This window comes from Micromonospora sp. C51, from assembly GCF_018070435.1.
In the GTDB taxonomy this organism is placed as follows: domain Bacteria; phylum Actinomycetota; class Actinomycetes; order Mycobacteriales; family Micromonosporaceae; genus Micromonospora; species Micromonospora sediminimaris.
Map to the genome: position 1 here is coordinate 36,598 of NZ_JAGPXQ010000025.1, position 11,902 is coordinate 48,499.

Below are 11,902 nucleotides of genomic sequence, written 5' to 3' on the forward strand. Positions count from 1 at the left end.
GCGGACGTGTCTGCCCCGGGCGTGGCGCGTCCGCTCACCCCGGGGCCGGTCATGCCGGCGTCCCGCAGGCGGCGCAGTCCGGTCGGCGTGGATCGTCGCGGACGAAGGTCGCGTCGGGGGCCAGGAGGTTGACCGCGTCGACCCGCCCGGCCGGCAGCGCCGGTACGCCAGTGATCAACGCCATGGCGTGGTGTGCCGCCAGGTGACCCGAGATTCCCGCCGTTGGCGCGGCAACCGCGTTCGCGACCGCCGCGTTGCGCCGTACCGCGTCGGCGGGTCGGACGCCGATCGCGCGGTGCTGCTCGGCGTCGGCCCACCGGACGCACTCCCAGCACGGTCCGGTGCCCGGTACGTACCGTCCGACCTGCACCAGCGGGCCGTGGTAGCCGGCGTCCACCCAGGGGGTGCCGGTGGCCAGGCAGGCGCGGTTGGTCCATCGCCGCAGCGCCGGTGGCCGGTCGGCGGCCAGCACCAGGACGTCGCATTCCGTGGCGAGGGCCGCCACCTGCTCGGTGCCGGTGACCCGCTGCCGGAGCCCGCTGACCTCGACCGTCGAGTTCAGCTGCCGAAGCCGGTCCACCGCCGCATCGACCTTCGCCCGACCGATGTCCTGCTCGACGTAGAGCAGCTGGCGGTTCAGGTTCGACAGTTCGACCACGTCCGGGTCGACGCAGCGGAGCCGGCCGACACCGCTGGCCGCCAGCGCCATGGCCGCGATCCCGCCGGTGCCACCGAGCCCGATCACGGTGACGGCCGCGCGGCTCAGGGCGACCTGCGGCTCCCAGGTGCTGTCCCGGGGGACCAGATCCATCCAGCGGAAGTACGCCCGACTGCGGTCGAAACGCTGCCGATCGCGCGCGGTGAGCTCGGGCGGATCGGGTGCGTCGGCCTCCTCGACGTACCCCGAGTCGACGAAGAGTTGCAGGGCGGCGCGAATGTCGGTGCTCGGATGGTCGGGATGCGTCGTCCGCACGCGGCGCACGATCTCCGCCACGCTGCGGCTGCCGTCCATGCTCTCCAGCAGGCACCAGATGACACCGCTGGGATCCGCCACCTCGGCGGCGATGCCGTACGTCGGGCCGCCGATCCGGATCCGGCCTTCGGCGATCCGGTAGGGCGCGTGCTCAGGTTTGACGCGTGGACGCCTCATGGCCTCTCCCCGTGTGCCACGTCGGCTGACAACGTCCTGCCCGCCCAGCCTGTCGAGGGCCGGCACGCCTGTCAATCCGTTTAGGACCGTCCGCCCGCTTCCGTCGACCGGTGGACCGGCCACTGCGGTCGCGGTGGCGCACCCGGGACCGGACGGTCAGCGCAGCCGACCGCGCCGGCCGAACCAGTCCCGCGAGGACCGGGTGTTCAGGGCCACCGCCACCCAGGCGAACAGGCCCAGGCCGACGATCGTGATCGCGCCGAAGAGTCCCAGCGAGGCGGCGGCCAGCAGACCCGCCAGGGCGTACGCGGGGTACGGCGCCCAGCGGCGGCGGGCCGCCAGGCTGACCGCGACCAGGGCGCACGCGGTGGCCATCACGGCGAAGAAGGCGACGGCGCCGAGGGAGCCCTCCGCGGCCAGCGACCGGTGCACCGTCGCGAGCGCGAACAGCAGTGACAGCAGTGCGAACGCGAGCACGGTGACCCGGACCGGGGTCGGCGTCGTGGGGGGCCGGAGCATGCCCCCGTAGCCGTCGCCGGGTGCGCGTACGACCATAGAGACAACGATGGGCGTCGACGCCTGAGGGGGCGTGCCACTGTCGGCAACGCGACAGCGGACGCCGGCGGCCTAAGCTTCGCCCATGGCGAGGTACTTCGACGTGCACCCGGACAACCCGCAACCGCGCACCATCGGTCAGGTGGTCGAGATCGTTCGCGGGGACGGGTTGATCGCCTACCCTACGGATTCCTGCTTCGCCCTGGGCTGCCAGTTGGGCAACAAGGACGGCATGGACCGGATCCGGGAGATCCGCCACCTCGACAGCGGCCACCACTTCACGTTGGTGTGCCGCGACTTCGCTCAGCTCGGGCAGTTCGTGCAGTTGGACAATGCGGTGTTCCGGGCGGTGAAGGCGGCCACCCCCGGCAGCTACACCTTCATCCTGCCCGCCACGAAGGAGGTGCCCCGGCGGCTGTGGCACCCCCGCAAGAAGACCGTCGGAGTACGCATTCCCGCGCATCCGGTCACCCGCGCGCTGCTGGACGCGCTCGGCGAGCCGTTGCTGTCCAGCACCCTGCTGCTGCCCGACGACGAGGAACCGATGACCCAGGGCTGGGAGATCAAGGAGCGCCTCGACCACGCCGTCGACGCGGTGGTCGACGCGGGTGACTGCGGCACCGAACCGACGACGGTGGTGGACTTCTCCGACGGTGAGCCCGAGATCGTCCGGGTGGGCGCCGGCGACCCGGCCCGTTTCGCCTGACGTTCCGGCAGGTCGCCGGGCTGCGTCGGTGGTGGCCTGACGATTTGCCGGCCGCCACGCCCCCGTACCCCGTGGCGGCCGTCACCCCGCCTGATCCCACCACGTCTGTCTCGTCCGTCGGCGAAGTCCAAACGAATCCGTACGGGGTGGCATGGGATCGATTGTTATCGTCGCAACTCGTGGGTGTCATGAAGGCTGCCGTGTCCAACGGGCCACCCGACCCGGGCACGGCCCACAGCCTCGACGAACTGATCGGTTGTCTACGGGCGCTCAAGCTCTGGGCCGGTGATCCCTCGTACGAGACGATCACCCGGCGGGTCAACGAGCGGTGGCGGGCCGGCGGTCGTCCCGTCGACGAGCTGGCTCGCCGAGGCACCGTGGTGGACTGCTTCAAGACCGGGCGGCGGCGGATCAACGCCGATCTGATGCTCGCCGTCGTACAGGCGCTGCACGACGAGACGGGTTACCTCGCGCACTGGCGACAGGCACTGCGGGTCAGCCTCGCCGAGACGAACGCGGCCGCCCAGGTGCGGGTGCTCGACCGGCTGCCCGACGACGCGGGAGCCTTCACGGGGCGTCAGGCGGAGCTGACTCGGCTCCGGGAGCTGGCCGTGCTGACCGCCGAACCCGGCCCGGCTGGGCGCGGCGCGGAGGTCTGCGTGCTCGCCGGCATGGCCGGGGTCGGCAAGACCCACCTCGCGGTACGCGCCGGCCAGTTGCTGATCGACGAGGGGCACTTCGACACGACGCTCTTCGTCGACCTGCGGGGCTACCACCCGGATCCGGGGCAGCCACCGGCCGAACCGGGCGCGGTGCTGGACGGTTTCCTGCGCCTGCTGGGCATGTCCGGCCACGAGATCCCGTTCGGCCTGGCGGAACGCGCGGCGGCGTTCGCCGAGCGGCTCACGGGTCGGCGGGTGCTGGTCGTGCTCGACAACGCGGCCGGGGCGGAGCAGATTGGTCCGCTCCTGGCGCGCTCGGCCGGAACCCTGACACTGATCACCTCCCGGCGCCGGCTCGCCGACCTGGACGAGGCGGTGCATCTCGACCTCGACCTGTTCACGCCGGAGGAGGCGGAGCGGCTGCTGGTCCGGTCGAACCCTGGCGTGGCGGTGGGCAGCGATCCGTCGGCGCATCAGCGCGTCGCCTTGCGTTGTGGGTACCTGCCGTTGGCGCTGAGTGTGGTCGTCGGTCAGATGGCCTCGCGGCCCGGGTGGACGGTCACCGACCACGCCGACCGGCTGGACGAGCGTTACCGACACCGCCGGCTCGACAGCGGGGTGGAGTTGGCGCTGCACCTGTCGTACCAGCACCTGCCGGACCGGCGGCAGACGCTGCTGCGGCGAATGGCCGCGCAGCCCGGCGCGGATCTGGACGAGCACGGTGCCGCGGCCCTGCTGGACACCGACCCGGCCACCGCCGCGGCCGACCTGCGTCATCTCGCCGCCGAATATCTGGTCCAGCAGCCCGTCGTCGGGCGGTACGCGTTGCACGACCTGGTTCGCGCCTACGCGGGGGAGCGCGGCCGGGAGGAGGACCGGCCGGCGGATCGTCGGGCAGCCCTGACCCGTCTGCTCGACCACTACCTGTACAGCGCGGCGGCGGCTATGGAAGCGCTGTATCCGGCCGAGCGTCACCGTCGACCGCCACTGCCCCAGCCGCCTCCGGCCGTCCCGGTGCTCGACAAACCCAGGACCGCGTTGCGCTGGCTGGACGTGGAGCGTGCCACCCTCGTGGCGGTGTGCGTGCACGCGGCCCGCAACGGCTGGCCGCAGCACGCCGTGTGGCTCGCCGGCACCCTGTACGTCTATCTCGACAACGGTGGTTATCCGGCCGATGCGATCACCGTGCACACCGAGGCCGAGCACGCGGCGCGGCTGCTCGGGGACACTGTCGCCGAGGCCACCGCGCTGACGAATCTGGGTGTGGTGTGTTGGCAGTTGGGCCGCTATCCGGAGGGTATCGGGCATCTGGAACGCGCTCTGCCGTTGTTCCGCGCGGCCGGTGACGGTCGTGGGGAGGCCCGGGTGCTGGGCAACCTCGGTGTGGTGCACAGCGCGGCCGGGTACTGGGAGCGCGCCGGTGGGTACCACGAGTTGGCGCTCGACCGCTTCGTCCAGATCGGCGACCGGGTCGGCGAGGCGAACACCTTGACGAACCTGGGTGCCGTCCACGAACGGTTGGGCCGTCCCGGTACCGCGGTCGACCAGAACAGCCGGGCCCTGGCGATCTTCCGTGAGCTGCGGCATCTCGGCGGCGAGGCGACCGCGCTGAACAACCTCGGTGACGCCTACGTCGCGCTGGGCAGGTTCGCGGACGCCGTCGAGTGTTACGAACCGGCCCTCGCCTTCTTTCGCGACATCGGGGAACGGTACGGCGAGGCGTGCGTGCTCAACGGGTTGGGGCGGGCGCTGACCGGGCAGGGCGCACGTGACGAGGCGGTCGCGCGGCATGTCCAGGCGCTGGCCCTGGCAACCGAGATCGACAGACCCGAGGAACAGGCTCGCGCCCGTAGCGCGCTCGCCCGGCTGGGCAGGCCGGCCGAGGGGTAGACCGAGCGGCTTTCGTATGCTCCAGGCGAAAGTTCGGCCGGTGGGTTGGAAACTATCGACGTCGCTTGGGGCGACAGCTACGCTCCCAGGCAACAGCCGTCGATGCGAGGGGTGTCATGTCCCGTCGAACCGGAAGGCCCTCCTACCTGGTCGCTCCGCCCGCGCGGCAGCACCGGAAGAGGACGTGGATCGTCGCTACCGCCGCGGCGGCGGTCCTGGTGGCGGCCCCGGCCGGCGGGCTGGTCGGGCACGCTGTGGGTAGGCCGGACCCGACGGAGGCGAGCGTGGCGAAGATGCGCCAGGCCGACGCCGAGCGGGACGCGCAGCAGGTCGTCGAACTCACCGAGATGGCTCACCGGACGGGCGAGGAACTCGCGCCGATCATCCGCGCCGTCCGACAGGACGCCGAGGCTGGGCGTACGCCCGAGCGGGCCCAGGTCGACCAGTGGCAGCAGACCATGCGGCGGCTGGTCGCCCAGTTCGCCGACCCGCCATCGGGCATGACCGCCACCAACGTCGCCCGTGGCGGGCTGCGTAGCGCCGTCGACCAGGCGGCCGTCGCGGTCGACTCGGTCGCTCTCGCACTCGGCGGTCCGAGCGCCGGGCGCGCGGAGCGGATGCAGTTGGCCGCGCGGCAGGCGACCCTCGCCGTCACCACCTGGTCGGTCGCGGCGACCCAGCTCGACCAGGTGAACATCGACGCCGGGCAGGGTCACCAGCACGTGCACCTCGATGTCGGCGAGGTGGAGGGCGCGCTCGGTCCGGACGGCTCCGCCGAAGGTGCCGGCGGCTGATCGCATTCATCCAGCTGAGTCCGTTTATTGATCGCGGTCCACCGTGGCCGCCGGAACCGCTGTGGTCGACAGCGATCAATCACCATCGGCGGTGCGGCGATACCCGCCCGGTGATCGAGTCGCGTCAACGTCGACACTTGCGAATCGGTATCGCATCCGATGCATAATGGGCAACGGGCTGCGTGCGTCGGGGCAACGACCACAGTGATCTGCCGACTTCAATGGAGGCACCTCCATGGCATTGATTCCGGCGGCTGGTGCAGGTTGTAGTGGGCCGTCGACCTCGCCGCCACGAGTTGAGTCCCCGCGAACGGTCAATTCCGAGGTCGAGTGGGACGGGTTCGACCCGGGCGCCTACGTCCAGCACAACTACTCGGTCCTGCGCGATGATGATCGTGAAATCCTCTGTCGGATAAGAGACTTTTTCGCGGGCGCGAAGATTGCCGGCGCACACTGTGTCGACGTCGGCTCAGGCGCAAACCTCTACCCGACACTGTCGCTTCTGCCATTCGCCCGCAGCGTCGAACTCTGCGAATATTCCACCGCGAATGTGCGTTGGTTGCGTGATCAGATCAGCGGCTATGACGAGTGCTGGGACGCGTACTGGCAGGTGTGTGCGGAACACGCGGCGTACGCGGCGCTGGCCGACCCCCGTGGCCACCTTGCCCGGGTGGGTCGGGTGTCGCAGTTGAGCGTCTTCGACCTGCCCAGGCGGGTCTGGAGCGCGGGCACCATGTTCTTTGTGGCCTGCTCGATCTCGGCTGACCGGGCCGAGGCGGAGCGCGCGATCGGTCGGTTCCTGGGGGCGCTGCGTCCCGGTTCGCCGTTCGCCGCGGCATTCATGCTGGGCTCGAACGGCTACCGCGTCGGGAAGCACTGGTTCCCGGCAGTGCAACTGCACCGGGCGGAGGTGGTGGCGAGCATCGCGGCCGGTGCGTACGACGTGGACATGCACGAGGTGCGCCCCACGCCGTCGTTGCGCGACGGGTATCTGGGCATGTTGCTGGTCACCGGACGTAGCCGCGGCTGACCTCGCATATCGTCGCCCCGCATCCCTCTCACCTGGACACTTGGGCCGGCTGAATTCCCCGGGAGATCGGTACGCACGGCCGTTCAGGTCACGCTCCGGCAGGGATACGATGATGGGTGCACGTCATCGTGGATCATTGTGGATCAGGCAACATCAGCAGCTCCGTTTCGACGACTACAGCAGACGGTGGTGGACCATGCGGATGCAGCCGCGCCAGGAGATTCTCGACATCTGGCGGGCCACGGTGCGTAGCTGTCTTCGCAACGGCGAATGGGACTGGGGCGGCCGGAGCGGGTCCAATTCCATCAGCGACGCGGAGCAACTGCTGACCCTGCTGCTGCCGGCGACCAAGATCCCGGTGCTGTCGCTCGACGATCCGGACCGGATCGACGAGGAGGTCATCGACGCGTTCGGCGCGATCGGTGGCGCGATAGAGATTCCGCGCCGACTGGTCAAGATCATGACCGAGTACTTCGTCCGCTACACCGACGACAGCGGCGCGCCGACCTTTGGTGGTGGCAGCTACCTCACCCCGGTCGAGGGTGGTCCGGACCTCACCGACGAGCAGCGTTCCATGGACGTGGTCGACTCGTTCGCGGTGTCGGTCACGCTCACTCTGGCGACCATCGGTTTCGTCAAGATCTACCGCTCCTCCACCCAGCGAGCCGATCTGCGTGCCCAGCTGAACAAGCTGGAGGAGATGGCCAGCATCCGGCTGACCGCGGCCATGGTCGGGCTGCTGCGTAGCTTCAGCACCTCGGTCTTCGCCGCGACCGACGAGTTCGGTGTCCGACTCTGCGACATGGTCAACCAGGACGAGCTGCCGCGCCGTGAGGTGGTGACCGCGTTGCGGGCGCAGCTGCGGGACACCATGGCGAGCCTGCGCAACGTGGTGGTCGGATCCGGTCAGGTCACCGAGGATCTGGACAACAGCGAGATGCTCTTCGAGTGCGGCTGGTCGTGGGGGACGATCGCCGGCGCCGAGGAGGTGACGACGACCGAGCCGATCGGACCGCAACGCGAGGGCTCGGCCGAGAACGCTCCCTACCTGTACTTCACCGTCATCGCGGTGGACGCCATCGACGACCTCAACTCCGAACGTACCCGCCTGCTCGGCCTGCTCAACGAGGAACAGCAGCGCCTGTTCCGGATCCTGCAACTGCGCTGGGAGTTGACCCGGAGGTACTGGGCGACGGTGGCCACCTTCGGCAACCGGCGACGGTGGCCGATCGAGGACATTCCCTGGCGTACCACCGACGGCGACCGGACCGACTACTACACCCTGCAGGCCACGTCGCTGGCGGTGAAAGGGCTGGTCGCCAGCGGCCGCGGCGGTGACGAGGAGTTCGGGCGGATCGGGAACGTGCTGGTGGAGCTGGCACAGCGAGGCCGGATCACCCGGCGCGCCTCGCCAAACGAGGCCGCGTTGGTCGTGCACGCCCCAGGCAAGCAGGTGACCCTGAACGACGCCACCTCCAAGCCGATCATGACGTGGAACGTCAACGAGTTCTCCACGGTCCTGTTGCAGCGGGCCACCACCGTCGCTGGGCTGTTGAACAATGCCCGGCACCGCAGCGAGCTGCTCGAACTCGCGGACGAGGTGTGGGAGCACCTCCTGTTGCGGCGCATTCCCGATGGTCGGCACCGAGGGCTGTGGGATCACGCCGGTGGTGCGTTCCCCGGGTTGGCTCCGCTGCCCGAGGCGCCCTCCTGGTACCTGACCGAACGGGTCGTGCAGGCCCTGGTCAATGCCGGTCAGCTGCTCTGGGAGCGGCCGTTCCCCCGCGCCGTCAACCTTGCCGCCTACGCCCAGGACCTGATCGACGAAGCCGAGTATGTGTTCGACCGCGAGCTGATGAGCGGCACGTTCGTCGGCGAGGCCATGCAGCGCAGCATGCGCAGCATCCGGGCGACGCTGCGCCGCGCGCAGTCGCTGGTGGACGATCAGCCGGGCACGGCCGCCGCGTTGGCCAGCACCCTGCTGCTACAGCTGAACGACATCACCACCGGCCAACAGAAGGCCAGCGAGGGGATCTGAATGCTGGTCTTTGTCACGTCACACAAGGGTGGCACCGGGCGCTCGGTGACCGCGGCCAACATCGCCTACCGCAGCGCGCTCTCCGGCCGCTCCACCTGCTACCTCGACTACGACTTCGGCTCGCCCACCGCCGGCATCACGTTCCAGATCCCCCAGGCCACCAACGGCATCGAGGGGGCCGGCCCGAACGGCGGCGGCCTGCACCGCTACCTTCGCGGCGAGATCCCGTCGCCGGAGCAGTTGGACGTATGGGGTACCTCGGAGCGGGTCAGCCTGCGCCAACGACCGCCCCGCTCCAGCTCGCTGGTGCTGCTGCCCGGGCAGCGCAACGGCAGCGAGTTCGGCTTCACCGACGACATCGGTCGGCGCTGCGCCAAGCTCTTTCTCCGGCTGGAGGAGGAGTTCGACCTGACCCTGGTGGATCTGAGCGCCGGTCGCTCGTACGCCAGCCAGATCGCGCTGGCCGCCACCGCCAACCGGACCCTGCGCAAGGTGACCGCGCGGTGGCTGGTCTTTCACCGCTGGACACCGCAGCACGTGACGGCGGCGGCGGATCTCGCCTTCGAGGCCGGCGGGATCCTTGCCATGGGCAAGGAGTACGGCCACGAGCCGGACCGGCTACGGGAGTCACTGCGGTTCGTGCGGACCGCGGTGATCGACTCACGCGGGCCGGAGGTCGGCCATCTCGACCTGGCGCAGCAGGCGTTTCTGCGCAAATGCCACGCGGAACTGAAAGAACAGGCCAGCAAGCGGGGCCTCGGTCAGACAACGCTGCTCGGCGCGGTGCCGTTGGACCCACTCCTGCAATGGCGCGAGCAGCTGATCTCGGACAGTGACGTGCAGGCAAAGATCGCCAACGCCGCGACCGTGGACGCCTTCGTGGAGCTGACCAAGAATCTTTTCGACGATACCGCATGGGAGACCGTGTGATGAGCGTGGACGTCAGGTTTCAGGAGGCAGCCGCGGTACGCCGGACGGAGAGCGTGCCGTACTCGCATCTCTCGGTCGAGCTGGGGCACGTCTACGCCGAGGACTTCGGCGACGGATGCCGCGACCTACGGCGCAAGTTCGCCCGGATCGCGGACTGGGCGCAGGCGATTCCGGCACTGGCCCGCCGAGGGCTGCGCCCGCACCGGCAGCCCAGGATCAGCACGTGTTTCCTCGTCGACGACTACTTCCACCGGTTCGCCACGCCGCGCGAGGTGATCCCGCAGGTGCAGCAGGCCGCGGCGGAGCACGGGCTGGTGCTCGACTATGTGGCCCGCGAGTCCAGCTTCGCCCGATACGACGACGTCGAACTGGCCCGGCTGGTGGTGGACACCCTGGTCGTGGAGCCACCACGCAACACCACGGGAAGCCGCCCACCGTTGAGTGAGTCGGGCTGGCTGTCCAACGGCAAGCGTTCGCCGGGGCACGCCGACGCGCCCGCGATGACGCTGCCGATACCGTGGTCACCGCCGCTGCAGTCCGGCGACGCGCCGCACTCCATCTTCGTCGACATCGAACTGTGGTCCGGCGAACCGGACCGCCGGGTCTGGGCCTGTGCGCTGCTGGCCTCGGTGTGGCAGATGACCCGGCTGGGTGTGCTGCGGCACCGGGGGCAGACGATCACCCAGCCGTACCGACTTCCCGCCGACGAGCCGCTGCCGACCGACTGGGACCGCCTCCCCGCCATCGTCCAGCTGAATCCGGACGCCACACCGTTCTGCGGGTACCGCACGGTGACGATGATGGACACCCGGTACCTCCCGGTCGAGCTGGCCGTGCGGACCATCCTCGGGCAGGTGGCGGTGCCACCCGCGGTCGCGCGGCAGGTCGCCAAGCGGGCCGGCAGCGAGGGCCTGGAACTGCCCGACGAACTGGTCGACCGGCTGAGCTACGTGTTCATCGGCGACTGATCAGCCGCGTGGCGCCTGCGCACCGCGACCGACCCTGCGATCCGACGGGCCCCGGTTGGCGCTCGAGAACGGTTCGGTGAGCGTGGCGGGCCCACACGGCTGGCCGACGGCCGCCCGACCGGCCAGGTCGCGCAGGATGGCCATGTTGCCGACGGTGATCTGATCCCGGATCCAGTTGACCGAGGACTGCCACTGCCGGCTGAACCCCGGTACCTGCTCCAGCCGGTCCCAGATCGGCCGCAGCCGTGGGTCGACGCGGGCACCGGGCAGCCACAGATGCAACAGGTGCTCCAACACCGGCCGCAGCCGTTCGATGTGTTCCTGCGTCGAGCCGGCGCGGGTCACCGCGGCTTCCACCAGGGCGGACAGCATGGTGAGCAACCAGTCGTGCAGGGCGAGATCCTCGCAGAGGCCGGCGACCGCCGCCGGCACGTCCTGCGGGCTCACGGTGAGTCGCACGGTACGCAGCGTCGGTGAGTCCACCGCCACGTCCGCCGTGGCGTTCTCACCCGGCTGTTGATGCACCTGGGCGGTCCACCGCAGCCGGGTACGCGCCGCACGTAGTGGTGGACGTCGGTCCAACAGGTCGGACATCTGCACACTGTCGAGCACCCGGCCGGTGATCGCGTCCAGGTTCAGCACGTCGGCGGCGTTGCCGTGCAGGAACCCGCTCGTCAGGTCGTCGGCGTCCAGCTTGCCGACCGTCTCCAGCACACCCGAGTTGGCCAGGTAGTGCGACCACGGCCGGCGGCGCTCCCCGGCGACGACCTGGATGATGGAGGAGGCCTGCACGATCCGACCGCCGGTGATGACGGCCCGGGTGACCACCGCGCCCACTCCGCGCAGTTGGCGGTTCTTCGCGCTCGGCAGCCAGCAGTCCACACCGGTACGGACGTCGGGTGAGACTGCGTACAGCGACGGACGTCGGGAGGTCAGCACCGCCTCGCCCTCGACCAGGCTGAGTACCTCGGCACTCTGGTCCTGCGCCAGCGCCGTGCTGTGCTGTAGCAGGCTGGTGTGCACCTCGCCCACCGTGAGCATGGTTCCTCCGCATCGGCACCACGGGGGACACCGGCGGGCATGGACCTGTGGCCGGTGACCGGATCGAATCCGTCCCGCGGCCATCATAGGCCCATCCGTGGCGGGAAAGCCGATATGTGACCCGGGTGCGGCCTTCAC

The 11,902-nt window shown here is 70.0% G+C and carries 10 protein-coding genes; 7 read left to right on the plus strand and 3 right to left on the minus strand.

What is annotated here, in order from left to right; all coding sequences use genetic code 11:
* Window positions 1-49: 49 nt before the first annotated feature.
* Window positions 50-1,150, minus strand: coding sequence for a ThiF family adenylyltransferase (locus KBX50_RS22180; RefSeq protein ID WP_210939417.1), 1,101 nt, complete (start codon window positions 1,148-1,150; stop codon window positions 50-52).
* A 156-nt stretch (window positions 1,151-1,306) separates the two neighbouring features.
* Complete coding sequence (locus tag KBX50_RS22185) at window positions 1,307-1,705, minus strand: hypothetical protein (protein ID WP_210939419.1); 399 nt, start codon at window positions 1,703-1,705, stop codon at window positions 1,307-1,309.
* A gap of 85 nt (window positions 1,706-1,790) precedes the next feature.
* On the opposite strand from KBX50_RS22185, the gene KBX50_RS22190 reads away from it, so the two are divergent.
* From KBX50_RS22190 to KBX50_RS22220, 7 genes are all read left to right on the plus strand, one after another.
* Entirely contained in the window at window positions 1,791-2,411 is a 621-nt protein-coding gene (locus KBX50_RS22190) for an L-threonylcarbamoyladenylate synthase (protein ID WP_210939421.1), read from the plus strand.
* 188 nt (window positions 2,412-2,599) lie between these two features.
* Complete coding sequence (locus KBX50_RS22195; protein WP_247674225.1) at window positions 2,600-4,963, plus strand: tetratricopeptide repeat protein; 2,364 nt, start codon at window positions 2,600-2,602, stop codon at window positions 4,961-4,963.
* Window positions 4,964-5,079: 116 nt separating this feature from the next.
* Window positions 5,080-5,757, plus strand: a complete 678-nt coding sequence (locus KBX50_RS22200; protein WP_210939425.1) for a hypothetical protein — start codon at window positions 5,080-5,082, stop codon at window positions 5,755-5,757.
* A 235-nt stretch (window positions 5,758-5,992) separates the two neighbouring features.
* Entirely contained in the window at window positions 5,993-6,787 is a 795-nt protein-coding gene (locus tag KBX50_RS22205) for an SCO2525 family SAM-dependent methyltransferase (protein ID WP_210939433.1), read from the plus strand.
* Between the two features lie 196 nt (window positions 6,788-6,983).
* The gene (locus KBX50_RS22210) at window positions 6,984-8,825 is read left to right on the plus strand and encodes an SCO2524 family protein (RefSeq protein ID WP_210939435.1); all 1,842 of its coding nucleotides are present in this window, start codon (window positions 6,984-6,986) and stop codon (window positions 8,823-8,825) included.
* The gene (locus tag KBX50_RS22215) at window positions 8,826-9,755 is read left to right on the plus strand and encodes an SCO2523 family variant P-loop protein (protein WP_210939437.1); all 930 of its coding nucleotides are present in this window, start codon (window positions 8,826-8,828) and stop codon (window positions 9,753-9,755) included.
* The gene (locus KBX50_RS22220; RefSeq protein WP_247674212.1) at window positions 9,755-10,723 is read left to right on the plus strand and encodes an SCO2522 family protein; all 969 of its coding nucleotides are present in this window, start codon (window positions 9,755-9,757) and stop codon (window positions 10,721-10,723) included. The genes KBX50_RS22215 and KBX50_RS22220 overlap by 1 nt, the downstream gene beginning before the upstream one ends.
* Here the strand turns inward: KBX50_RS22220 and KBX50_RS22225 are convergent, their stop codons facing one another.
* Window positions 10,724-11,764 carry an SCO2521 family protein gene (locus tag KBX50_RS22225; RefSeq protein ID WP_210939439.1) on the minus strand — a complete coding sequence of 347 codons (1,041 nt, stop codon included), beginning with the start codon at window positions 11,762-11,764 and terminating at the stop codon, window positions 10,724-10,726.
* Between the last annotated feature and the right edge of the window lie 138 nt (window positions 11,765-11,902).

Bases quoted from the DNA above. Each gene is read 5' to 3' on its own strand.
- KBX50_RS22215 (WP_210939437.1), top strand. From the start codon at position 8,826: ATGCTGGTCTTTGTCACGTCACACAAGGGTGGCACCGGGCGCTCGGTG.
- KBX50_RS22185 (WP_210939419.1), bottom strand. From the start codon at position 1,705: ATGGTCGTACGCGCACCCGGCGACGGCTACGGGGGCATGCTCCGGCCC.
- KBX50_RS22225 (WP_210939439.1), bottom strand. From the start codon at position 11,764: ATGCTCACGGTGGGCGAGGTGCACACCAGCCTGCTACAGCACAGCACG.
- KBX50_RS22190 (WP_210939421.1), top strand. From the start codon at position 1,791: ATGGCGAGGTACTTCGACGTGCACCCGGACAACCCGCAACCGCGCACC.
- KBX50_RS22180 (WP_210939417.1), bottom strand. From the start codon at position 1,150: ATGAGGCGTCCACGCGTCAAACCTGAGCACGCGCCCTACCGGATCGCC.
- KBX50_RS22210 (WP_210939435.1), top strand. From the start codon at position 6,984: ATGCGGATGCAGCCGCGCCAGGAGATTCTCGACATCTGGCGGGCCACG.
- KBX50_RS22200 (WP_210939425.1), top strand. From the start codon at position 5,080: ATGTCCCGTCGAACCGGAAGGCCCTCCTACCTGGTCGCTCCGCCCGCG.
- KBX50_RS22205 (WP_210939433.1), top strand. From the start codon at position 5,993: ATGGCATTGATTCCGGCGGCTGGTGCAGGTTGTAGTGGGCCGTCGACC.
- KBX50_RS22220 (WP_247674212.1), top strand. From the start codon at position 9,755: ATGAGCGTGGACGTCAGGTTTCAGGAGGCAGCCGCGGTACGCCGGACG.
- KBX50_RS22195 (WP_247674225.1), top strand. From the start codon at position 2,600: ATGAAGGCTGCCGTGTCCAACGGGCCACCCGACCCGGGCACGGCCCAC.